16 protein-coding genes are annotated in these 21769 nt (G+C 69.8%); 11 read left to right on the forward strand and 5 right to left on the reverse strand.

The annotated features are described in order from the left end of the window. Positions 1 to 167: 167 nt before the first annotated feature. Together OG718_RS41580 and OG718_RS41585 are read left to right on the forward strand one after the other, a co-directional pair. Positions 168 to 905 carry a molybdopterin-dependent oxidoreductase gene (locus tag OG718_RS41580; RefSeq protein ID WP_260694997.1) on the forward strand — a complete coding sequence of 246 codons (738 nt, stop codon included), beginning with the start codon at positions 168 to 170 and terminating at the stop codon, positions 903 to 905. Beyond that, positions 892 to 1557: a cytochrome b/b6 domain-containing protein gene (locus tag OG718_RS41585; protein WP_143635769.1), complete on the forward strand. Its 666-nt coding sequence runs from the start codon at positions 892 to 894 to the stop codon at positions 1555 to 1557. The genes OG718_RS41580 and OG718_RS41585 overlap by 14 nt, the downstream gene beginning before the upstream one ends. A gap of 113 nt (positions 1558 to 1670) precedes the next feature. Here OG718_RS41585 and OG718_RS41590 read toward each other — a convergent pair whose 3' ends face one another. The 4 genes from OG718_RS41590 to OG718_RS41605 form a co-directional block, all read right to left on the reverse strand. Then, the gene (locus OG718_RS41590; protein WP_328846618.1) at positions 1671 to 2708 is read right to left on the reverse strand and encodes an L-idonate 5-dehydrogenase; all 1038 of its coding nucleotides are present in this window, start codon (positions 2706 to 2708) and stop codon (positions 1671 to 1673) included. Positions 2709 to 2748: 40 nt separating this feature from the next. Next, positions 2749 to 3507 carry an SDR family oxidoreductase gene (locus OG718_RS41595; protein ID WP_328846619.1) on the reverse strand — a complete coding sequence of 253 codons (759 nt, stop codon included), beginning with the start codon at positions 3505 to 3507 and terminating at the stop codon, positions 2749 to 2751. 25 nt (positions 3508 to 3532) lie between these two features. Continuing rightward, a complete protein-coding gene (locus OG718_RS41600) occupies positions 3533 to 4930 on the reverse strand; it encodes a GntT/GntP/DsdX family permease (protein ID WP_143635763.1) in 1398 nt (465 codons plus the stop codon). 64 nt (positions 4931 to 4994) lie between these two features. Further along, positions 4995 to 5504 carry a gluconokinase gene (locus OG718_RS41605; RefSeq protein WP_143635761.1) on the reverse strand — a complete coding sequence of 170 codons (510 nt, stop codon included), beginning with the start codon at positions 5502 to 5504 and terminating at the stop codon, positions 4995 to 4997. Between the two features lie 184 nt (positions 5505 to 5688). On the opposite strand from OG718_RS41605, the gene OG718_RS41610 reads away from it, so the two are divergent. Continuing rightward, positions 5689 to 6396: a FadR/GntR family transcriptional regulator gene (locus OG718_RS41610; protein WP_143635759.1), complete on the forward strand. Its 708-nt coding sequence runs from the start codon at positions 5689 to 5691 to the stop codon at positions 6394 to 6396. A 98-nt stretch (positions 6397 to 6494) separates the two neighbouring features. Here the strand turns inward: OG718_RS41610 and OG718_RS41615 are convergent, their stop codons facing one another. Further along, the gene (locus tag OG718_RS41615) at positions 6495 to 6917 is read right to left on the reverse strand and encodes a YchJ family protein (protein WP_306940857.1); all 423 of its coding nucleotides are present in this window, start codon (positions 6915 to 6917) and stop codon (positions 6495 to 6497) included. 374 nt (positions 6918 to 7291) lie between these two features. Here OG718_RS41615 and OG718_RS41620 point away from each other — a divergent pair, with 374 nt between their 5' ends. The 8 genes from OG718_RS41620 (at position 7292) to OG718_RS41655 (ending at position 21760) form a co-directional block, all read left to right on the forward strand. Then, positions 7292 to 9157, forward strand: coding sequence for a phage tail sheath family protein (locus OG718_RS41620; protein ID WP_328846620.1), 1866 nt, complete (start codon positions 7292 to 7294; stop codon positions 9155 to 9157). A 36-nt stretch (positions 9158 to 9193) separates the two neighbouring features. Continuing rightward, a complete protein-coding gene (locus tag OG718_RS41625) occupies positions 9194 to 9718 on the forward strand; it encodes a phage tail protein (RefSeq protein WP_055614510.1) in 525 nt (174 codons plus the stop codon). A gap of 66 nt (positions 9719 to 9784) precedes the next feature. Then, on the forward strand, positions 9785 to 10513 hold the full coding sequence (locus tag OG718_RS41630) for a T4 family baseplate hub assembly chaperone (protein WP_328846621.1): 729 nt from the start codon (positions 9785 to 9787) through the stop codon (positions 10511 to 10513). Beyond that, complete coding sequence (locus OG718_RS41635) at positions 10506 to 11282, forward strand: hypothetical protein (RefSeq protein WP_328846622.1); 777 nt, start codon at positions 10506 to 10508, stop codon at positions 11280 to 11282. Before OG718_RS41630 ends, OG718_RS41635 begins: the two co-directional genes overlap by 8 nt. 82 nt (positions 11283 to 11364) lie before the next feature. After that, entirely contained in the window at positions 11365 to 12384 is a 1020-nt protein-coding gene (locus OG718_RS41640; RefSeq protein ID WP_328846623.1) for a DUF4255 domain-containing protein, read from the forward strand. A gap of 33 nt (positions 12385 to 12417) precedes the next feature. Continuing rightward, a complete protein-coding gene (locus OG718_RS41645; RefSeq protein WP_328846624.1) occupies positions 12418 to 14547 on the forward strand; it encodes an ATP-binding protein in 2130 nt (709 codons plus the stop codon). Next, complete coding sequence (locus tag OG718_RS41650; RefSeq protein WP_143635747.1) at positions 14538 to 14858, forward strand: hypothetical protein; 321 nt, start codon at positions 14538 to 14540, stop codon at positions 14856 to 14858. The genes OG718_RS41645 and OG718_RS41650 overlap by 10 nt, the downstream gene beginning before the upstream one ends. Then, positions 14855 to 21760 (forward strand): eCIS core domain-containing protein, encoded by a 6906-nt coding sequence (locus tag OG718_RS41655; protein ID WP_328846625.1) that lies wholly within the window; start codon positions 14855 to 14857, stop codon positions 21758 to 21760. The genes OG718_RS41650 and OG718_RS41655 overlap by 4 nt, the downstream gene beginning before the upstream one ends. Positions 21761 to 21769: the final 9 nt, after the last annotated feature.

Here is a 21769-nt window from a genome sequence, read left to right on the forward strand (position 1 = left end):
GCTGACTGGCGCCCCGCAGTCGGGCGTTCCGTCCGTGGGCGACTCGGCTCACGTCGCTCCGCTCATGGGCGGCGCCCTTCTGAGAAAGCCGTAAGAAGTGATTACGGAACTCTGACGGACACCCTTGGCCCCTGGCTTCCCGGGGCCAAGGGTGTTCGAATCAATAGGTGAACACGGAACAACCGACCGCTTCGGATCCGGAGGAGAGCGGCACCCCCGTGGGGCGGCGGCTCATGCTCGGCATGCTCGGGCTCGGCGCACTCGGCGTGGCCACCGCGCCCACGCTCCAGCGTGGCCTGGAGTCCTTCCTCGGCGGCGCCGCGGACAAGGACCCGACCGGCCTGACCGGCCTGCTCCCCAACGGCGGCGGCTTCCGCTACTACTCGGTCACCTCGTCCGTCCCGCACAAGAACGAGGACACCTACCGCCTCAAGATCGACGGCCTGGTCGACCACCCCGCCACGTACACACTGGCCGATCTGCGTGCCCTGCCGCAGACCCGGATGGTCCGCGACGTCCAGTGCGTCACGGGGTGGAGAGTGCCCGACACGCCCTTCGAAGGCGTACGGCTGTCCCAGCTGCTGGATGCCGCGGGGGTGCGCTCCTCGGCCGGGGCGGTGCGGTTCACATGCTTCGACGGCGCGTACTCGGAGAGCCTGACCCTGGCCCAGGCCCGCCGTGCCGATGTCCTCGTGGCTCTGCGTATGCAGGACAAGGATCTGAACCATTCGCATGGTGGTCCTGTCCGTCTCTATGTCGCCCCCATGTACTTCTACAAGTCCGCGAAGTGGCTCTCCGGCATCACCCTCACGTCGGACGTCCGTCCCGGCTACTGGGAGGACCGGGGGTACGACGTCGACGCGTGGGTCGGCCGATCGAACGGGCGGGACGATGACGCGACCTGAGACCGAGACCCCGGGGGCGCCTGACCTGACGGCGAACGCCGGGGAGCGCTTTGCGAGTTCGGTGCGGGTGCGGCGGTTCTCGCCCGCCGAACGGTGGGTGCACCGGGTGACGGCGGTGTTGATGGGGGTGTGCGTGGCGACCGCGGCCTGTCTCTATCTGCCGCAGCTCGCCGAACTCGTCGGGCGGCGTGAGCTGGTCGTGCGGGTGCACGAGTGGTCGGGGCTGTTGTTGCCGGTGCCTGTCCTGGCCGGGCTCGTCTCACGGGCCTTCCGGAAGGACCTGCGGCTGCTCAATCGGTTCGGGGCGCACGATCGGGTCTGGCTGCGGTCGGCGTGGCGGCGGGATGCCCGGCCTCAGTCCCGGCCTGCCGGGAAGTTCAACGCCGGGCAGAAGGTGTACGCGGCGTGGATCGCCGGGGCCGTTCTGGTCATGCTCGGGACGGGGTTGCTGATGTGGTTCACGCATCTCGCCCCGCTGGTCTGGCGCACGAGCGCGACCTTCGTGCATGACTGGCTCGCTCTGACCGTTGGCATTGTTCTTGCGGGGCACATCGGGATGGCCATGGCCCGCCCGGAGGCCCGGCGAGGGCTCCGGACGGGGTCGGTCAGCCGGGAATGGGCGGAGGAGGAGCATCCGCTCTGGCGACCGTAGCGGTGGCCTCCGGCGGTTGGACGGGGGACGGTGCTTGGTGGGTGGGTGTGGGGCCGATGTGGCTGGTCGCGCAGGTTCCCCGCGCCCTTATCGGGGCGCTGTTCTCCCGCGGCTCAAAGGGGCGTCGGCGCCTCGAAGTCCAGGAGTACCTTGCAGGACTCCGCTCGGTCTGCCGCCAGGGTGAAGGCCGATTCCGCCTCGCTGAGCGGGACCACCGCGCTGACCAGGTGGTCGAAGCGGGGCTCTCGTGCCAGGAGCGCGAGTGCGTCGTCGAACTCCGCGTCGAAGCGGAAGGCTCCCCGGAGTTCGATCTCGCGGCTGACGACGAGGTTGCCCGCGAAGGGGGACTGGCCAGGGGGCAGCATGCCGAGTTGGACCACGACCCCGCCGCGGCGTACGAGGCGGAGGCAGGTGTCGAGGCCGGCGGCGACGCCCGAGGCCTCGATGGCCGTGTCCACCTCGGAGGGCCAGGCGGGAGCGGACGGGTCGTCCGCCCGCAGGGCCTCGTCCGCGCCCGCCGCCACCGCGTACTCCAGGGCGCGCGGGAGGAGATCCGTGACGGTGACCCGAGCGGCACCCGCCGCCTTCGCCGCCGCGACGACCAGGCAGCCGATGGGTCCGGCGCCGGTGACGAGGACGTGCTTGCCGGTCACGTCGCCGGCCCGTCGTACCGCGTGGAGTGCGACGGACAGGGGCTCGGCCAATGCTGCCCGGCGGAGGGGGAGTCCGGCGGGAATCGTCCGCAACTGCTCGGCGGGGACGACGACTTGGGCCGCGAAACCGCCCTGGACGTGGGGCGTGCGGGCCGCGCTGCCGAGGTAGCGGGTGTCGCGGCACACGTTCCGGCGGCCGTCGGAACACTCGGGGCACTCCCCGCAGGGTGTCGCGGGGTGCACGGCAACAGGCGTACCGGGAGCGGGGACTGACGTGCCGTCACCGTGGAGAAGCACCGTCCCGACCACCTCGTGGCCGAGGACCATCGGCTCGCGGAGGCGGAAGTCGCCGACGCCGCCGTGCCGCCAGTAGTGGAGGTCGGATCCGCACACTCCGCCGAACCGCACGGCGACGAGGACCTCGCCGGGGCCGGGGGAGGGGACCGGGAGTTCGTCCACGCGCAGGTCGTCCTGGCCGTGGATCACGCAACCGAGCATCAGCACACACCCTTTCGGGGAACTCAGACTTTCGGAGAACCTAGAGAACGCTGGTCATGCCGCCGTCGACGTACAGGATCTGTCCGCTGACGAAGTCCGCTGCGGGGGAGGCGAGGAACAGGACTCCGCCGACCAGGTCCTCCGTACGGCCCCAGCGGCCGGCCGGGGTCCGTCGGCGGACCCAGGCGCTGAACTCCGGGTCGTCGACGAGGGGTTGGGTCAGCTCGGTCTCGATGTAACCGGGGCCCAGGCCATTCACCTGGACGCCGTGCGGCCCCCAGTCGGCGCACATGCCCTTGGTAAGCATCTTCAGCGCGCCCTTGGTGGCGGCGTACGGCGCGATCCCGGGCCGTACGACCTCGCTCTGCAGGGAGCAGATGTTGACGATCTTGCCGTGTCCGCGCGCTGTCATGCCACGGGCGGCCTCGCGGCCCACGAGGAAGGCGCTGGTGAGGTTGGTGTCGAGGATGCGGTGCCAGTCGGCGTCGGCGAACTCCAGGAGGGGTGCTCGCAGTTGCATCCCGGCGTTGTTGACGAGGATGTCCAGCGGGCCCACCCTCTCCTCGACGTCCGCTATTCCGGCGGCCACCGACGGGCCGTCGGTCACGTTGAAGGCGGCCGTGTGGATCTCACCGGGGAGTTCCGCGGCGGCCTTGGTGAGCCGGTCGGTGTCGCGGCCGTTCAGGACCACCGTGCAGCCCGCCTCGGCGAGGCCCCGGGCCAGCGCGAGGCCGATGCCCCGGCTGGACCCGGTGACCAGTGCCGTACGGCCGCTGATGTCGAAGAGAGGGTGAGTCATCGCCGTACTACTCCCGGGTTGCGAGCTAGATCACTAGGGACAGCAGGAGGACCAGGCCGCCGGCGACCACCGAGATGATGGTCTCCATGACCGACCAGGTCTTGATGGTCTGGCCGACGCTGAGGCCGAAGTACTCCTTGACCAGCCAGAACCCGGCGTCGTTCACGTGGGAGAAGAACAGCGAACCGGCGCCGATGGCGAGTACCAGGAGCGAGGCGTGCGTGGTCGACATGTCGGCCGCGAGCGGGGCCACGAGACCGGCCGCCGAGATGGTGGCGACGGTCGCGGAACCGGTCGCGAGCCGGATCGCCACCGCGATCAGCCAGGCGAGCAGCAGCGCGGGTATCGACCAGTCCTTGGATATGTCCAGGATCATCTGGCCCACACCGGAGTCGATCAGCGTCTGCTTGAAGCCGCCGCCCGCGCCGACGATCAGCAGGATGCCCGCGATCGGGCCGAGGGACTTCTCGACGGTCGAGGAGATCCGGTCCTTGGTGAACCCGGCCGCCCGGCCGAGGGTGAAGATGGCGACGAGCACGGCCGCGAGCAGGGCGATCAGCGGAGAGCCGATCACGTCGAAGACGCGCTGCACCATGTTCTCGGGGTCGTCGATGACGATGTCGACCAGCGCCTTGGCCAGCATCAGCACGACCGGCAGCATCACGGTGGCGATGGTGACGCCGAAGCCGGGGCGCTTCTCCAGGTCCTCGGAGGCGCGCTGAGGGATCATCTTCTCCGGAGCCGGGACGTCCACCCAGCGGGCCGCGTACTTGGAGAAGACCGGGCCCGCGATGATCACGGTCGGGATGGCGACCAGGATGCCGAGGGCGAGGGTGACGCCGAGGTTCGCCTTGACCGCGTCGATCGCGACCAGCGGGCCGGGGTGCGGCGGGATCAGCCCGTGCATCACGGACAGACCCGCGAGTGCCGGGATGCCGATCCGCATCAGCGAGTAGTTGCCGCGCTTGGCGACCATCAGGACGACCGGGATAAGCAGGACGATGCCGACCTCGAAGAACAGCGGCAGTCCGATCACCGAGGCGATCAGCACCATCGCCCACGGCATCGAGCGCCCGCTCGCCTTGGCGAGGATCGTGTCGACGATCTGGTCGGCGCCGCCGGAGTCGGCGAGCAACTTGCCCAGGATCGCGCCGAGCGCGATCAGGACGCCCACACCGGCGACGGTCGAACCGAGACCGGCCGAGAAGCTGGTGATCGCCTTGTCGAGGGGCGCTCCGGCGAAGGCGCCTAGGGCCAGCGAGCCGATGGTCAGGGCGAGGAAGGCGTGCAGCTTGAACTTGGTGATGAGCAGGACGATGACGGCTATGCCCGCCAGTACGGCGATGCCCAGCTGAGCGTGGCCCGCCGAGGTGATCGGCTCGACGGGGTCCGCTGCCAGCATCTCGACGCTGAGTCTGGTCACGGTGGTGTTCCTTGGGGGAGGGGAAGTCTGTGGGATTGAGAGGGGGGTTTGTCGGGCCGGGGAGTTACCGGTCGATGCCGCGCAGCGCGGTCACGGCCCGGTCGGTGATCTCCTCGGGGGTGCCGGAGACGTCCACGGCGACACCCGTCTCGTCCGCCTGGAGCGGCTGGAGGGTGGCGAACTGGGAGTCCAGGAGCGCCGTCGGCATGAAGTGCCCCTGGCGGTGCGCCATCCGGTCCTCGATGAGCTTCCGGTCGCCCGTGAGGTGGACGAAGACGACCCCGGGAGCGGCCGACCTGAGCCGGTCCCGGTAGCTGCGCTTCAGTGCTGAACTGCTGACCACCCCGCCGAGGCCGGCCCGCCCGTGTGCCCAGGCGCCGATGGCGTCGAGCCAGGGCCAGCGGTCCTCGTCGGTCAGCGGTGTCCCGGCCGTCATCTTGGCGATGTTGGCCTCGGGGTGGAAGTCGTCGCCCTCGGCGTAGGGAACGCCGAGCCGCTGGGCGAGCAGGGGACCGATGGTGGTCTTCCCGGTGCCTGCCACTCCCATGACCACGACGACGTGGGGGGTGTTCATCACTGCCTCGCTGTCTTCTTCGACACTCGGATTCGACTTCCCGGTGTCGACATCTGGATGCCGGATGTACGTCAGGTGCCGCATCCGTCACGACACTGAAACCCATAGGTCAGATGAATTCAAGAGTCTGTGACGTATAAGTCTGACTTTTTGTTCCCGCCGTCCGACTCGTAGGCTGAACCCCATGAGCACACCGGGCCGGGGGCTGCACGGCCATGTACTGGAGAGCCTCGGTCCTGCCATCACCGCGGGTGAGTACCCGCCGGGCAGCGTGCTGCGCACCGACGAGCTGGCGCAGCGTTTCGAGGTGTCACGCTCCGTGATGCGCGAGGCGGTCCGGGTCCTGGAGTCGATGCACCTGGTCGAGTCCCGTCGCCGGGTCGGCGTCACCGTACGTCCCGCGAACGAGTGGAATGTCTACGATCCCCAGGTCATCCGGTGGCGACTGGCGGGCGCCGACCGGCCGCGGCAGCTGCGCTCGCTGACCGTGCTGCGCTGTGCCGTCGAGCCCGTCGCCGCGGGGCTTGCCGCCAAGCACGCCACGGCCGAGCAGTGCGCCGAGCTCACCGAGTGTGCCCTCGGCATGGTGGCCAACTCGCGCGGTCACAAACTGGAGGGGTATCTCGTCCATGACGTGGCCTTCCACCGGATCGTGCTGAACGCGTCCGGCAACGAGATGTTCGCGCGGCTCGGTGACGTGGTCGCCGAGGTTCTCGCGGGGCGTACTCACCATCAGGTCATGTTCGAGGATCCCGACCCTGCGGCCGTCACGCTCCACGTTCAGGTCGCGGAGGCCGTCCGTGCCGGGGACGCGATTCGCGCGGAGGAACTGACGCGGGAGATCGTCGTGGGTGCGCTTCAGGAACTGGACGTTCTGAGCCCGGAGGTCTGAACTTCCGGGCTTCGGCCGGGAGTTGTTCGACTGCGGGTGCGTGGGGGTTTGTCGCGCAGTTCCCCGCGCCCCTGTCGGGGCCGAGCCCCCTAAAGGGGCTACTCGCCGATGTCCCCGTCCACGTACACCCACGCCCCCTCGACCCGCTCGAATCGGCTGCGCTCGTGCAGTGAGCCCCCGGTGTACGACGCCCGGAAGGTCACCGTTCCCGTGGTGTGGAAGGCCGTGCCCTCGCTCGTGGCGAGGATCTCCAGGCCGGTCCAGCGCATGGCCGGATCGAACTCGACGCGGGCCGGGCGGGTGCGGGGATGCCAGGTCCGTAGCAGGTACGCCTCGTCGCGCTTCACGAATGCGCAGTACCGCGAGCGCATCAGTGCCTCGGCGGTGGGGGCCGCGCCCTGACCCCGATGAAATCGGCCACAGCACTTTTCGTACGTCTCCGCAAGACCGCAAGGGCAGGAGGGGTTGTGCGCGGGGGCGGAACGGCGCTGGTTGCGGGATTGCGGGGTGCGTCGGGACATGCGCCCCATTCTGCTGCACCACGGCCTGTGGGGAATCCGTGAATCAGCTGCCCCGACACGAGTACATCGTGTGCGAGCTGTGCGCCGTGCCCTTCATCGAACCTCCTCCATGCGTGGCGTGAACCTGCCTTGCATGCGCAACTGCCGACACAGCACGGTGGATTGAGCACTTGAGCATCAGGAGTCACAAGCGTGCTGCTTGACCCCGGACGGCCGTCCGACCGGGGCACTGACGGGGGAAAGCTGATGCGGTGCCGCGGTCCGGAGCGCTCACGCGTGTCCGGAGACCTCCGCGTGCGCCGTGAACGAGACGTCTCCCTCTGCCGCCTCTTGGTGCCTTTCACCCGGTGCCCGAGAACGGATTAGGAGGGGGAATGCCGATGAGCGCGGTGAACACTGCCAGGCCGACGTATCCCGGCGTCTACGTCGAAGAGCTTCCCAGCAGCGCCCGGACCATCTCGACCGTCACCACCTCGGTGACCGCCTTCGTGGGGCACACCCGGCGCGGCCCGCTGAACGAGCCGGTGCGCGTCACGAGCTTCACCGAGTTCGAGCGCCGCTTCGGCGGTCTGAGCTCGCAGAGCGCCGTCGGCTACGCCGTGCACCAGTTCTTCGGCAACGGCGGCACGGTCGCCGTGATCGTCCGCGTCGCCAAGGCGGGCAGCGGCAAGGCCGCCTGCGTCACCCTGGAGTCCACCGAGGGCCACAGCGAGAGCGCGGTCCTCGAAGTGCACGCCAAGGAGCCCGGCGTGTGGGGCAACGGTCTGCGCGTCGCCGTCGACTACGACACGCCCTGCCCGGACGAAACGTTCAACCTGCGGGTGTACGACGCCAAGGGCGAGGCCCGCGAGAGCTTCACCGGTCTGTCCATGGACGCCTCGCACGGCCGGCACGCGCCGACCGTGATCAACGCGGGGTCGCGGCTCATCCGTGTCGAGGCCGTGGGCGAGGGCCGCCCCGACCCGTCCGGGACCGTCTCCAAGCCGTTCGGGCACGAACTGCCCGACCTGGCCGTCGACCTGACGGTCAAGATCGGTGAGGTCGAGCGCGAGTTCACGCTGTACGACCCCGACTGCGACGGCGAAGCCCCGTCCAACGTGGCCGAGTTGGCCCTGCTGCTCGAACGCAAGCTGCGGGCGCTGCCCGACGCTCCGGGCAAGCACGCCTTCGCGGGCGCCGAGGTCACCGCCTTCGGCAAGCGCATCCAGGTCGTCGCGGGCTCCACCGACCCCGAGGACGTCGTCCGTTTCGTCGGCGAGTGCGCCAACGACCTCGGTCTTGAGGCCTCCGTCAACCCGCCCGTCTTCCCGCTGGAGGGCGGCGAGGACGGTGGGGCGCCCGGACCGCGCGACCTCATCGGCAGCGAGGCCGACAAGACCGGCATCCAGGCGCTGCGCGGCGTCGCGGACGTCAACCTGCTCGTCCTGCCCGAGCTCGCGGCGTACGAGTCCACCGAGGACGCCATCACGGTCGTCTCGGCGGCCCAGCGGCTCTGCCAGGAGCGGCGGATCTTCCTCCTCGTCGACGCACCCGGCACCTGGGTCAGCGTGGACACCGCCCGCGCCGGACTCGCGGCCTACGACGCCGTACGCGGCAACCATGCGGGCCTGTACTTCCCGCACCTCCAGCTCACCGACCCGCTCACCGGCCGGCTGCGCTCCTTCCCGCCGTCCGGCGCGGTCGCCGGGGTCTACGCGCGCACGGACTCCGAGCGCGGGGTGTGGAAGGCGCCGGCCGGAACCGAGGCACGGCTCGCGGGCGTGCACTCGCTCACGGTCAACCTCACCGACCGCGAGACCGGGCTGCTCAACCCGCTCGGCGTCAACTGCCTGCGCACCATGCCGCTGGTGGGCCCGCTCGTGTGGGGCGCGCGCACCCTGGAGGGTTCCGACGCGCTCGACAGCGAGTGGAAGTACGTGCCCGTGCGGCGGCTCGCGCTGCACGTCGAGGAGAGCCTCCAACGAGGCCTGCAGTGGGTCGTGTTCGAGCCCAACGACGAGAACCTGTGGCAGCAGATCCGCCTCGGCGCCTCCTCGTACCTGCACACGCTGTTCCGTCAGGGCGCCTTCAAGGGCGGCACGCCGCGCGAGGCGTACTTCGTCAAGTGCGACCACGACACCACGACGGACGAGGACATCGCGAACGGCGTAGTGAACGTCCTGGTCGGCATCGCGCCGGTCAGGCCCGCCGAGTTCGTGATCGTCAGGATCCAGCAGACGTCCGGGCAGTTCGAGCTCTGAGCCCGATGAAGGTGACGGAGAACGTGAAGGAAACCGATGGCTGAGTTCACTGTCAACGCCCAGCGCTTCGACCCGTACAAGAACTTCAAGTTCCTTGTGCTGTGGGACGGTCGTACGGTCGCGGGCATCAGCAAGATCAGTCCGCTGAAGCGGACCACCGAGGTCGTCAAGCACCGGCACGGCGGAGACCCCAGCTCCCCGCGCAAGTCGCCGGGGCGCTCGGAGTTCGAGGGCATCACCCTGGAGCGCGGGGTCACGCACGACCCCGAGTTCGACCGCTGGGCCAACAAGGTCTGGCAGGTCGGGGCCGGTCTGGGCTCCGAGGTGTCCCTCGCCGACTTCCGCAAGGACATCGTGATCCAGGTCCTCAACGAGGCCGGTCAGGTCGCCGTCTCGCACAAGCTCTACCGGACCTGGCCGAGCGAGTACCAGGTCCTCGGCGAGCTGGACGCCAACGCCAACGCGGTGGCCATCCAGTCGCTGAAGCTGGAGTGCGAGGGCTGGGAGCGGGACTACGAGGTGCCCGAGCCGGAGGAGCCCTCGTTCCTCAACCCTGCCTGAACGGTGGCGAGTTGAACGACAGATGGGCCGCGGGGGCGGCGGGGCGGGTACGGAACGGGGGCGGGCATGACGAACACTCGGGCGGCTGAACTACTCACCACCTGGGAGACCGGGCTTGCCCAGGCCCCGTCCGGACGCGCCCTGCTGCTGCACCGCGCCGCCCGCCCCGACACCGGCGGCGAGACGCTGTCCGCGCTGCCCGTCGGCGAGCGGGAGGCGGACCTCTTCGCGCTGCGCCGGGCCCTGTTCGGCGAGCGGATGCAGGTGCGCCTCCCCTGCTCCGCCTGCGGCGAGGACATGGAATTCGACCTGGACGCCGGGGAGTTGGCCCGGTCGACAGGTGCTCCCGCCGAACCCTCGGTGCGAGTTGCCGAGGACGGCTGGGAGATCGAGTTCCGGGTGCCGGGCGTCGCCGACCTGACGGCGGCCGCCCGGCACCCGGATCCACGGCGGGCGCTGCTCGCCCGCTGCGTCGTCTCGGCGGTGCGCGACGGGGTGGACGTCCCCGCCGACGCGCTGCCCGAGACGGTGCAGCGCCGGCTCGCCGAGGCGGCCCAGGAGGCCGACCCGGGCGCCGACGTCACGCTCAACGTCAACTGCCCCGAGTGCGGAGCGGCCACCCGGGCCGAACTCGACATCGCCTCCTACCTGTGGACCGAACTGGACGCCTGGGCACGGGACGTGCTCCTCGACGTCCATCTGCTCGCCACCGCGTACGGCTGGAGCGAGCCGGAGATCCTGGCGCTCAGCCCGCTGAGGCGCCGCTACTACCTGGAGCTGTGTGCGGATGACTGACTCCGTGGGAGGGCGCCCCGCAGAGGGGGACGCGGGAGAGTCCCGGGCGCCCGACTTCTTCGACCGGCTGCTCGCCCGGCACACCCCGGCCGCCACGCCGCGCCCCGGCGTGGCACGCGTACGCCCGCGACTCGCCGGACCCTTCGAACGGGTCGAGGCGGTACGGACCGACGCGCAGGAGCCGGGGACGGCGGAGCCGCTGTGGCCGGCCTCCGCCCAATCACCCACGTCCGACGGTGACTTGGCGCGCCCGGCGGTCCGCGAGGTCCAGTTCCGTACGGAGCGCGAGCGGACCGTCGTACGGCCCGAGCGGGCGTCGTCGGACGAGCCCGCGCCCCGGCCCGTGGCGCGGGACCTGCCCGAGGCTCCGCTGCTCAGGCCCGCCGTGCCGGTGGCGCCGGGGCCACGGCCCGCCCCCGACACCGCGCGGCGCTCCGCCGGACGGGGCGAGCCGGAGCGGTCCTCCTCCCCGAGCGCGGTGTCCGTGCCCCTCCCCTCGGGTGCGGCCACCGCTTCCCCTGCCGCCGTGTCCGCCGCGCTGCGACCCAGCCCGGCGGACACGGCGGCGGCCCGGGACGCCGTACGGCAGGCCGCGGGCCGACGGCCGGGCCGCGGGGGCGAGCAGGTGGTGCAGGTGCAGATCGGGCGGCTCGAAGTGACGGCTGCGGGTCCCGCGGCCGCGGGTGGCGGGAGCCGGGGCCTCGCATCCCCGGCTCGGCAGGGGGCCACGGTGAGCCTGGCGGAGTACCTGGCGAGGGGGCGCGAGTGAGGAACGAACGACGAGACGACCGCCGGAGTACCGAGGGCGGACCTGGTGGGACCGAGGAACTTGGGACTGAGGAACTGACGACATGAGCAACGCACTCGCCATCGCCCACGTCACCCAGGCCCTCGCCCTGCTGATCGAGGCCAATCTCCAGCCCGAGATCGACATGGCCGTCAAGGTCGAGCCGCGCAAGCCGTCGGCCGATCCGCCGGCCGACCCCACCATCACCGTGTTCCTGTACCAGGTCACGCCCAACACCTCGCAGCGGAACAACGACCTGCCGACCCGCGCGTCCGACGGCACGCTGCTCAAGCGGCCCGCCGCGGCACTTGACCTGCACTTCCTGATCAGCGCCTACGGCGAGGAGTCGGAACTGGTCGGGCAGCGGCTGATCGGTTCCGTGGTGCGCACACTGCACGAGATACCCGTCCTGCCGAAGGACATCATCGAACTGGCCGGGGAGAAGCCCTACTTGGCGGGCAGCGACCTCGCCGAGGCGGCGCAGCGGGTGCGGTTCACGCCGACGGTGATGGACATCGACGAGACCTCGAAGCTGTGGGGGATGCTCCACCAGACCCCGTACACGCTGTCGGTGGTGTACCAGGCGGCTCTCGTCTTCATCGAGGGGCGCGAGGTGCCGGTGCCGGCGAAGCCGGTGGAGCGGCCCGCGGTGCGGGTGCTGCCGTTCGGGGCGCCGGGGGCGCCGGTTCCGCCCGGCGCGTCCGCGAACGGGTCCGCGTCCCCGGAGGGCGGGGCTTCCGACGAGAGGTCCGGTGAGGCGGGGGCGAAGGCTGCCGCCAAGACGCCCGCCAAGCCTGAAACCGAGCCCGAGCCCGAGCCCGAAGCCAAGCCTGCCGCGAAGGCCGCGGCCAAGACGCCGGCGAAGGCTCCCGCGAAGGCGCCGGTGAAGGCCGCCGCCAAGGCACCGGCCCGCGCCCGCAAGGAGGGACAGCCCAACAAGGCTGCCCAGTCGGGCAAGTCGGCCCAGTCCGGCAGGTCGGCGCGCGGCGCGGCCAAGAGCACGGGAGCCGCGCCCTCCACATCATCCGCATCCTCCGCGGACACCTCGACGGCCGGCGACGGCCCCGAGGGCACGGAGGACTGAGGCGGCGTGGGAACGACGGGGGCAGGTGAGGGCATGGGGACGAACGAGACGGGCACACCCGGCACGGCGGACGGCAGCACGACGCTGACCGCGGAGATCCGGCGCGTCCTGGCCCGTGTCGACGCCCATGCGGCGAGGGCGGCCCGCGCGGCGCGTGCCGCCGAGCCGGACCGGGGGACGGGCACTGGCCCGGGAGTGGGATCCGGTTCGGAGACGGGTTCGGAATCGGGATCCGGCCGGGGAACGGGCTCGGCGCCCGGGCCCGACGACGGCCCTGTCTCCGGCTCTGGCCCCGGCTCCGGCCCCCGTCCCGGTGGGCCGGAGGACGCCGGTCACCCGGTACAGCACCCGGCGGGTCCCGCCACCGCGCCCCTCGACGCCCTCGTCGCCTGCTTCGGGCTCAGTGCCTTCGAGCGGGACCTCGTACTCCTCACCGCCGCCTACGAGTTGGACGCCACGACCGCCGCCCGGTGTGCCGCGGCGAGCGGTGATCCGGAGCGCGCGCACCCCACCTTCTCGCTCGCGCTGGCCGCCCTCGCCGAGCCGCACTGGAGTGCGCTGACCCCGGTCGCGCCCCTGCGACGCTGGCGGATCGTGGAGCTGGACGACGACTCGCGGCTGACGCTGTCCCGGCTGCGGCTCGACGAGCGCATCCTGCACTTCCTGCTCGGCTCGCCCTACCTGGACGCCCGTCTGCACGGCCAGTTGCGCCGCACGCCGGTTCCGGACGAGTTGCCGCCGTCGTACGACCTGGCCGCGAACCGGGTCGCCACGGGCTGGACGACCGGCGCGCGGCCGGAGGCGCCCCTGCTCGTCGAGGTGGTCGGCGGCGATCTTCGCAGCCGGGCCGACATCGCCGCCGCGGCCGCGGCCCGCTCCGGGCTCGGGCTGTACGCGATGAGCGCCGAGGACATCCCCACCGACCCGGCGGAGCGCGACCGGCTGGCCCGGCTGTGGCAGCGCGAGGCGATCCTGCTGCCCGCCGCCCTGCTCGTGGAGGCCGGCGAACTCGACCGTGACCAGCACGCGGCCGCCGACGCGTTCCTCGCCGGAGCGGCCGTCCCCGTCGTCGTGTCGAGCGCCGACCCGCGCCGGACGGACCGGCCGCACGGAGAGCGGGTGGCCGTGCCGCGACTGGACGACGAGGAGCAACTCGGCCTGTGGACGGGCGCGTTCGAGGGCGTCGTCGAGATCCCGGAGGGCGAACTGCGGTCGCTGGTCGCGCAGTTCCAGCTGCCGCCCCATGTCGTACGTGCCGCTGCCGCCGCCGTACGCCGTGATCTGCCCGGCGAGGACGAGCTGGACGCCGGCCGACTCGCCTGGCGGGCCGGAATGAACGAGGCCCGTGTCGGCATGGACGACCAAGGTCGCCGTATCGAGCCCGAGGCGGGCTGGGACGACCTCGTGCTGCACGAGCGGCAGACGAGTGTGCTGCGCGAGATCGTCGCGCATGTGCGTCAGCGGGCAACTGTCCACCAGGAGTGGGGATTTGCGGCCACCCTGCGCCGAGGGCTGGGCGTCACGGCCCTGTTCGCGGGCGGTTCGGGGACGGGCAAGACACTCGCCGCCGAGGTCATGGCCAAGGAACTGGGCCTGGACCTCTTCATCGTCGACCTGTCCCAGGTGGTCAGTAAGTACATCGGCGAGACCGAGAAGAACCTGCGGAAGGTGTTCGACGCCGCCGAAGCCGGTGGCGCTCTCCTCCTCTTCGACGAGGCCGACGCGCTCTTCGGTAAGCGCAGCGAGGTCAAGGACAGCCACGACCGGTACGCCAACCTCGAAGTCAGCTATCTGCTGATGCGGATGGAGGCCTACCGGGGGCTGGCGATCCTCACCACCAACATGAAGAAGGCCCTGGACACGGCGTTCATGCGCCGGATCCGTTTCGTCGTCGACTTCCCGTTCCCGGCCGAGCACGAGCGTGCCGAGATCTGGCGCAGGGTCCTGCCGTCGAGGACCCCCACGAAGGGCATCGAGCCGGAACTGCTGGCCCAACTGACCGTCGCCGGTGGCTCGATCCGCAACATCGCCCTGTCCGGCGCGTTCCTCGCCGCCGAGGAGGGCGACCGGCTGCAGATGCGGCACATGCTCGCGGCGGCCCGCACCGAGTACCTCAAGCTGGAGCGCTCCCTGACCCCGGGGGAGGTCCGCGGATGGGTGTGAACACGCCGCATCGGCAGAGCGCGGCCGGTCGCCCCGAGCCGCGCGAGATCCGCGTCGACATCGGCGAGCTGGTCCTGGACGGCTTCGGCTCGTCCATGGACCCGATGCGCGTATCGGCGTCGTTCGAGCGGGAGTTGACCCGTCTCGTACGGGAACACGGGGTGCCGCTGGCCGCGGACGGCGCCGTATCGGTGGACGGGGTGTCGGGACTGCCCCCGATGCCCGCCGGGTTGTCCGCGCGCCGCCTCGGTCAGGAGCTGGCCCGCGCGGTGCACGCGGGGCTCGCGGGCCGTGGGGAGGTGACGCGATGACGACCTCCGCCTCTCAGGACTCCCAGGCGGCCGAGCAGGCCGCCGCCGAGCGCCGCCGCAAACGCAAGGAGCGCGCGGCGAAGAACCGGGCGCCCGAGCCGAAGAACATCGTCGGCGGGGCCGGGCAGCCACTGGACGCCGGTGTGCGCCGGGAGCTGGAGGAGCAGCTCGGCCACGACCTGGGCGCCGTACGCCTGCACACCGACCGCGACGCGGGCGCCCTCACCGGCATGCTCGGTGCGGACGCGGTGGCGGTGGGACAGGACATCTTCTTCGGCGAGGGCCAGTACCAGCCGGGCACGGAGCAGGGCCGCGCCCTGCTCGCGCATGAACTGCTGCACACGATCCAACATCCGTTCGCCAGCGGCACGTTGACGGCCGGCCGCGACCTGGGCCAGGTCAGCGCGCCGCACGAGGCGGCCGAGCGCGCCGCAGAGGACACCGCCCAGGCCGTGGCACGCGGCGAGCAGGCACCCGAGGTCGCCCCGGAGGCCAACACACCGGCGTGGATGCGCTACACCACCGTCCACGCCGACCGTAATCGGCTTGAGCACCTCGACCCCGCCACACTGGTCGACCGTCTCGCCAACACGGTTGTCCGGTCGCTCCGTACCGACCCGACGGACAGCGCGCAGCGCGTCCGCGCCTCCCTGGCCCCGCTCTCGGAGGAGCTTCAGGAGCGCGTACTGGATCGCCTGGAGCACCGGCTGCTCTCATCCGAGCACGACTTCGTGGTGGACCTGGTCACGGAGATCGACGAGGACGGCCGGGCGGAGAGCGAGGCCACCGCCCGGCAGCGCGGCCTCCTCGCTCCGGAGGTCGAGGAGGACACCGCCGAGGACATACGGGCGGAGCGGGAGAAGGAGCAGGAGGCTGCCCAGGAGGAGCAGCTGCGCTCCGAGCGGACGGGGCCCGCCCCCGGCCCGGAGAAGCAGGCCGTCGACGGGGCCGGGGACACCGCTCTCGCCGCGGGCAGTACGCCGGAGAACGCGGGCGGCACCATCCCGCAGGGCGGCACTCCGGGCGCGGACGCCGGGAAGGCCGAGAACGAGAAGGAGTCAGACCCACGGACGGGCGGGGACGCGTCCAGCCCCAAGGGGAACGGCGAGCAGCCCACTTCGCCCGCCGCGCAGTCGGAGCAGAAGCCGGGACAGCAGGAGGCCGCGGCCGGCGAGAAGGCCGGAGCGCAGTCGGCCGCGAAGCAGGGCGGGAAGCAGGGCGAGAAGTCCGGCACCGAGAAGAACGGACAGCAGGGGCAGCAGCAGGACAAGGGGAAGCAGGGCGGCGGGAAGGACGGCGACCGGGCCGAGGCGAAGCAGGCCGAGGAGAAGGCCAGGAAGGAAGCCGGCCAGGAGGGGGCGGAGGGCCCGCGCGCCGACGCCGAGGACGAGGCCGCGGCCAAGGCCCGCGAGAGCGCCGCCGACGCCGAGGCGGCCAAGAGGGACGAGCCGGGCCGCGACGAGGGCATCCCCAAGGACACGGGCAAGGACGAGGGTTTCCCCGGCCGTGCCGGCACGCTGGACGGGGTCCGCGCCCAGGACCAGGAGGACGAGGAGGAGCGGGAGGAGTCCGCCGGCCAGGGCGGTGACTCCGAGGTGGAGGTCGGCGGCGGGGAGGAGAGTGCCTGGGACATCAAGCTCAGGCCGGAGGACTTCCTGCCGGAGCAGGACCTCGACGTGTCGAACGTTCCGACCTCCGACCAGATCGATGAGTCCGCCGCGAACTCTGCCCCGCCCACCCCCACCCTTCTCGCCCCGCCGCCGACCAAGGCCGACAAGGTCCATGCGGAACGTGAGCAGGAGGACCAGGAGGACGCCGAGCGCGAGGCGGCGGCGGAGAAGGACGACCCGGGCACCGAGGACTCCCCGCCCGTGCCGGGTGCCGAGGAGGAGGCCGCGGAGCAGGGCCGCCGTACGGAGAGCGAACTCGACCCCGAAGAGAAGTCCGAGCCGAAACCCGCGCCGGGCGTCGCCTCCAAGGATCCCAAGCAGGGCGACGACCCCAAGGCCGGTCCGGCTGCCGCCGAGGCCACCACGCAGGAGGCCAAGGACCGTTCGAAGGAGACCGGCGGCAACACGGCCGAGCAGGCCGCCAAGGAGGAGAAGGGCACGCCGGCCGCGGGCGGACCGGGCGACAAGACGTCGGGCGGTGGAAAGGACTCCGCGCAGGCCCGCTCCGACACCTCGGCCACCGAGTCCCCGGCGGACTCGGCCAAGAAGGGAGCCGAGGGCGAGAAGGCGGCTTCCGACGAGGGTGCTTCAGGAGCGGCGAAGGCAGAGGAGTCCCCTGGCCCGCAGGAGTCGAAGGGGCCCAAGGACCAGGGTGGGAGCGGCACTTCGGAAGGGTCCGCGTCCGGCGGCGGGACGACCGGTTCCGACAGCTCGGCCGATACGGGTGCGACACCGTCGTCGGGCTCGACCTCCATCCCGTCCTCCTCGGACGGGGGCAACTCCGGCTCGGACCCGGGGAGTTCAAGCTCACGTACGGAGTCCCGCTCCCCGTCCCGTACGGAGAGGCCGAGCCCCAGGGCCCAGGAAGCGCGTACGGAGAAGCCGAAGGAGCAGGCTCCGCAGCCGGAGAGCGGGGCGGACAGCAAGGCCGAATCCGGGGGCGGGGACGACTCGGGCTCCCGGGCCGCTCCCGCGGCTGCGCGCGCTGGGGGCGGCGGCTCGAAGGGCGGTTCCACGGGCGGGGGCAAGGGCTCCGCGGCCAAGGCGAAGAAGGCGTCCAAGGCGGCGCCGGACCTCTCCGGTGGCTCCCCCGAGGAGGGCCTTTCCGCCGCGTCGAACCTCAAGCCGCACCAGGCCGTCGAGGCGATGGACAGCGTCGGCGGCGCCGTGGACAAGGACGTCGGCAAGGAACACGGGCAACTGGCGTCCAAGCCGCCCGCGATGGACCGCCCGACCGGCGCGCCGAAGACGCTGCACGGCGATCCGGACTCCGAGGAAGCGGCGCAGTACAACGAGGACAAGGCTGCGCGCGCCGAAGACGCCACGGACGAGAAGGCCGAGGTCAAGGGCGAGAAGAAGCCTGAAGGCAAGATCGATGCCGAGGAGATGGAGGAGCCGGACTTCTTCGACCAGATCGGGATGATGGCGGGCTACGCCATCGGTGGGATCGGCGACTGGCTCGGCTTCGACGTGACGGCGGAGGACCTGGCCGCGCAGTTCGCCGGGATGCCCACCAAGGACGAGGCCATGAAGGAGGCGCAGAACGGCACCGCGCCGGGCGTCGACATGAAGGGCCAGGCCGACGAGAAGACCGAGGAGCAGGGCGGCAACACCGACGACAAGAGCCAGGAAGCCGCCGAGACCGGTGCCGACGACGCCGGTCGCAGGATGGGCGAGGACCAGGTCTACCCGGACGCGCCGAAGGAACGGCTCGAAGGGAAGGTGCCGGCCGGGCAGGGCGGCAAGTCGCGTGTCGGCGGAGGCGGTGCGGGCACCGGTGCCGTACCGCCCGAAGCGGCCTCGGAAGTGGCCGAGCATGAGCGCAAGCCGCAGTTCAAGAAGGCTCTCAGCGACGGCCGCCAGGACATGGGCAAGGGGCGGGAGAAGAAGACCCAGGACACCCGCACGTCCCAGGACAAGCACAAGCGGCAGGTCGACAAGGAAGTCCGGTCCAACACCGAGGAGCAGACGGGCAAGCGCGAGGGTGTCCTGACGGACGTGGACAAGCAGCGCTCCGACTGGACCAAGGACCAGGACGAAGAGCTGAAGAAGCTCGGCACGAAGAAGTCCGACCGTGAGAAGAAGATCCGCGACGACGTCAAGAAGGAAGAGGAGGACACCGACAAGGACGTCGGGAAGCAGAGGGAGACCAGCGACAAGGACGTCAAGGACAAGGGCGACAAGGCCGAGGAGGACGCGGAGAAGAAGAAGGACGAGAAGGTCGACGACTCCAAGGGCTGGCTGTCCAAGACGCTCGACTGGATCAAAGAGAAGTTCATCGAGCTGCGGGACAAGGTCGTCCAGATCATCAAGGACGCCCGCAACGCGATCATCGAGGCGCTGAAGAACTTCAAGGAGACGGTCGAGGGCTGGATCAACGCGGCCCGCGAGGGCATCGTCGAGATGATCAAGAAGTTCATCGAGGACCTGATCGAGTTCGTCGTGTCCTTGGTCGAAGCGATCATCGAAATCGGCCGCCGCATCCGCAAGTTCATCACGGACCTGATCAAGGCGGCGCTCGCTTTCGTCACCAGGCTCGCCGCGGCGCTGAAGCAGATGATGAAGGATCTGCTGGAGTCCATCGCGAAGCTTCTCAGCGACATCCTGAACGTCCTGAAGAAGATGCTCCTCGACGTCCTGAAGGCTTGCAAGGACGCCCTCAAGGCGGTCCTCGACTTCGCGACGAAGTTCATCGCCGCTTTCGGCGAGTTCATGATGATCCTGGTCGACATCCTGTCCGACCCCGGCGGCTGGCTGAGCGGCGCGAAGAACTCCGCGTACGACGGTGCGAAGAACCACCTCTTCAACGAGGTCAAGAGCGCGGTCAAGCAGTGGTTCAACGACAAGGTCAAGGAGATCACCGGCCTGACCGAGGCCGTCTGGAACAAGCTCATGAAGGGCGGCTGGACCCTCGACAAGATCGCCAAGGAGGTGTGGGACGCGATCGTCCCCCAACTCCCGTTCATCATCGGCGAGATCGTCATCACGAAGGTCCTCGCGAAGCTGATCCCCGGCGCCGGATGGGGCGCGGCCATCATGGAGGCCATCCAGGCAGCGATCGGCTCACTGGGCGAGATCCTCAAGGCCATCGGCGCGGTCATCACCTGGCTCAAGTCCGTACGCCAGGGCGGCGCGGGCGTCCTTTTCGCCAAGGCGATAGCGGCCGGCATCGTCGTCCTGCTGGAAATGGCCTACGAGCTGATCCTCAGCGGCATCGGCAAGTACGTGTCGAAGGTGGGCAAGCGGCTCAAGGGCGTCGCCGCCAACATGGGCAAGGACAAGGGCGGCGGTACGGACAAGGGCAAGGACGGCCAGGGCGGCGGGGACGACAAGGGGTCCAACAAGGACGGGGACAAGGGTGCGCCCTCGTCGACACCCCCCAAGACGCAGACGGCCACGACGCCACCCGGCAAGAAGTCCCAGGACACGCCGGGCAAGCCGAAGGGTCAGGACGGTCCAGGCAAGCCGAAGGACCAAGCCGGTCCTGGGAAGCCGAAGGACCAGACCCCTGCCGCCAAGCCCAAAGACAAGGACGGCCCGACCAAGCCGAAGGACCAGGACGCGCCGGCCAAACCCAAGGACACTCAGTCTCCGTCCCCCAAGCCCAAGGGCCCCACGAACAAGAACGACAAGACCGAGGGCAAGAACAACACCCCGAGCAACGAGTCGACCAAGCCGACACCTCCCACGTCCAAGGACAAGAACGGCAACCCGAAGAACGAGAACAAGGACAACAAGAAGGACACCCAGCCGACACCGTCGCCGAAACCCACTACGCCCAATCCCAACAAGACGGACGGCCCGGGCAGCACCAAGAAGGACACCACCCCGGACGACAAGGGCAAGGACCAGGGGCCCGACAGCAACAAGGACAAGACCGACTCGGACGGGAGTGGCAAGAAGGACACCGACGGCTCCGACAAGAAGGACAACACCGACTCGGACGGCAAGGCCGACAAGGACGGTAAAGGCAAGACTGACACCGACGGTAAGGGAAGGAAGGATACCGACGGCAAGAAGCCCGGACCGGGCAAGGAGAAGCCCGACAAGGACGGAACCAGGCCGGGCAGGCCCAAGGGTCCGGAATCGAAGGATGAACGGACGAAGGAGGAAGAGTCATCGAACGCTAAGGACGATCGACTTCGGAAGATCATCGCTCGCATCCAACCCAAGATCACGGACAAGGTCGAGGACAGGATGATGCTGACGGACTTCCGCAAGATGATGGCGGAACTCAAAGCATGGAATCGCCTGACATCCCTCACCGGCAGAGGCGATCCGGAAGTAACTCTGAATGCCACACTGAACCCCACAAAAGACTTCATGAAGGCACGACGGGACAAGGATGAGGTGTTCCTCAAGGATCTGGAGAAGGACGATCTCCCAACTCCTAAATGGCCGACCTTCACCGATGCCAGAGCCGGGACAATCGAAGCTAAATTCCTGAGCGAGCGAGTCAAGAAGACGGGGCAGGATGCCAACCGGGCGAACGCTGGATACCCCCTTGGGTGGGAGTACATAACCTCTAACGACATGCAGGAGGATACCGCTTGGGTGCGCCAGCACTTGATTGCGGAGAACATCGGTGGAATGGCATCCGGGAATAACCTTGTTCCCGGCCGAAACGAGATGAACGGCGACTTCAAGCGCAACATCGAACTTGAGGCCCGCGACTCCATGCCGAAGCCGAACGAGCTGATCTGGTATGAGGTCAACGTTGACTTTCATTCCTCTTCGGCCGGCGACCCACCGAGGTTCGGAGGGTACCCGGGATCATTCCCGAGCATGATCACTGCAAAGTATGGCGGGTACAAATGGAAGCCCGGAAAGCCCCGCCGTGATCACAGTTCATGGACTCCCGACAAAGACCCGATCAAGACGTACAAGCCTCCCAACACCATCCGCCTCCCCGACAAGAGTGAAGCCAAGAAGCTAAAGATTAACTCTGCTGGCGAAGGGAAGATCAACACCGCAATAGGGGGCGACAAACTGCCCATTGCTCGCGTCATCGCCGGTACAACACCAAACGGCGCCAGGAGCGTCGAGGTGGATGGGGAGAAGGTTCAACTCCCGCGGAAACTCTTCGGCTCGGTGGACGACGTCGAGGCCCATCTGGAAGCCAAGAAGGGAGAGATGTCGGAGGACATGAAGGAGAAGATCCCTGAGGCCGTCAGCAAGTTGCGAAAAAAGGAAGCCGACCAGAGTACCGGCATCGACTGGTACCCGAAGTAGAACCCCCGG

The organism is Streptomyces sp. NBC_00258 (assembly GCF_036182465.1).
Taxonomy (GTDB): domain Bacteria; phylum Actinomycetota; class Actinomycetes; order Streptomycetales; family Streptomycetaceae; genus Streptomyces.

Excerpts from the sequence above, each read along its gene's own strand:
- OG718_RS41605 (WP_143635761.1), bottom strand. The coding sequence starts at position 5,504 with ATGAACACCCCCCACGTCGTCGTGGTCATGGGAGTGGCAGGCACCGGG.
- OG718_RS41620 (WP_328846620.1), top strand. The coding sequence starts at position 7,292 with ATGCCGATGAGCGCGGTGAACACTGCCAGGCCGACGTATCCCGGCGTC.
- OG718_RS41630 (WP_328846621.1), top strand. The coding sequence starts at position 9,785 with ATGACGAACACTCGGGCGGCTGAACTACTCACCACCTGGGAGACCGGG.
- OG718_RS41625 (WP_055614510.1), top strand. The coding sequence starts at position 9,194 with ATGGCTGAGTTCACTGTCAACGCCCAGCGCTTCGACCCGTACAAGAAC.
- OG718_RS41640 (WP_328846623.1), top strand. The coding sequence starts at position 11,365 with ATGAGCAACGCACTCGCCATCGCCCACGTCACCCAGGCCCTCGCCCTG.
- OG718_RS41595 (WP_328846619.1), bottom strand. The coding sequence starts at position 3,507 with ATGACTCACCCTCTCTTCGACATCAGCGGCCGTACGGCACTGGTCACC.
- OG718_RS41590 (WP_328846618.1), bottom strand. The coding sequence starts at position 2,708 with ATGCTCGGTTGCGTGATCCACGGCCAGGACGACCTGCGCGTGGACGAA.
- OG718_RS41610 (WP_143635759.1), top strand. The coding sequence starts at position 5,689 with ATGAGCACACCGGGCCGGGGGCTGCACGGCCATGTACTGGAGAGCCTC.
- OG718_RS41615 (WP_306940857.1), bottom strand. The coding sequence starts at position 6,917 with ATGTCCCGACGCACCCCGCAATCCCGCAACCAGCGCCGTTCCGCCCCC.
- OG718_RS41655 (WP_328846625.1), top strand. The coding sequence starts at position 14,855 with ATGACGACCTCCGCCTCTCAGGACTCCCAGGCGGCCGAGCAGGCCGCC.
- OG718_RS41645 (WP_328846624.1), top strand. The coding sequence starts at position 12,418 with ATGGGGACGAACGAGACGGGCACACCCGGCACGGCGGACGGCAGCACG.
- OG718_RS41635 (WP_328846622.1), top strand. The coding sequence starts at position 10,506 with ATGACTGACTCCGTGGGAGGGCGCCCCGCAGAGGGGGACGCGGGAGAG.
- OG718_RS41585 (WP_143635769.1), top strand. The coding sequence starts at position 892 with ATGACGCGACCTGAGACCGAGACCCCGGGGGCGCCTGACCTGACGGCG.
- OG718_RS41650 (WP_143635747.1), top strand. The coding sequence starts at position 14,538 with ATGGGTGTGAACACGCCGCATCGGCAGAGCGCGGCCGGTCGCCCCGAG.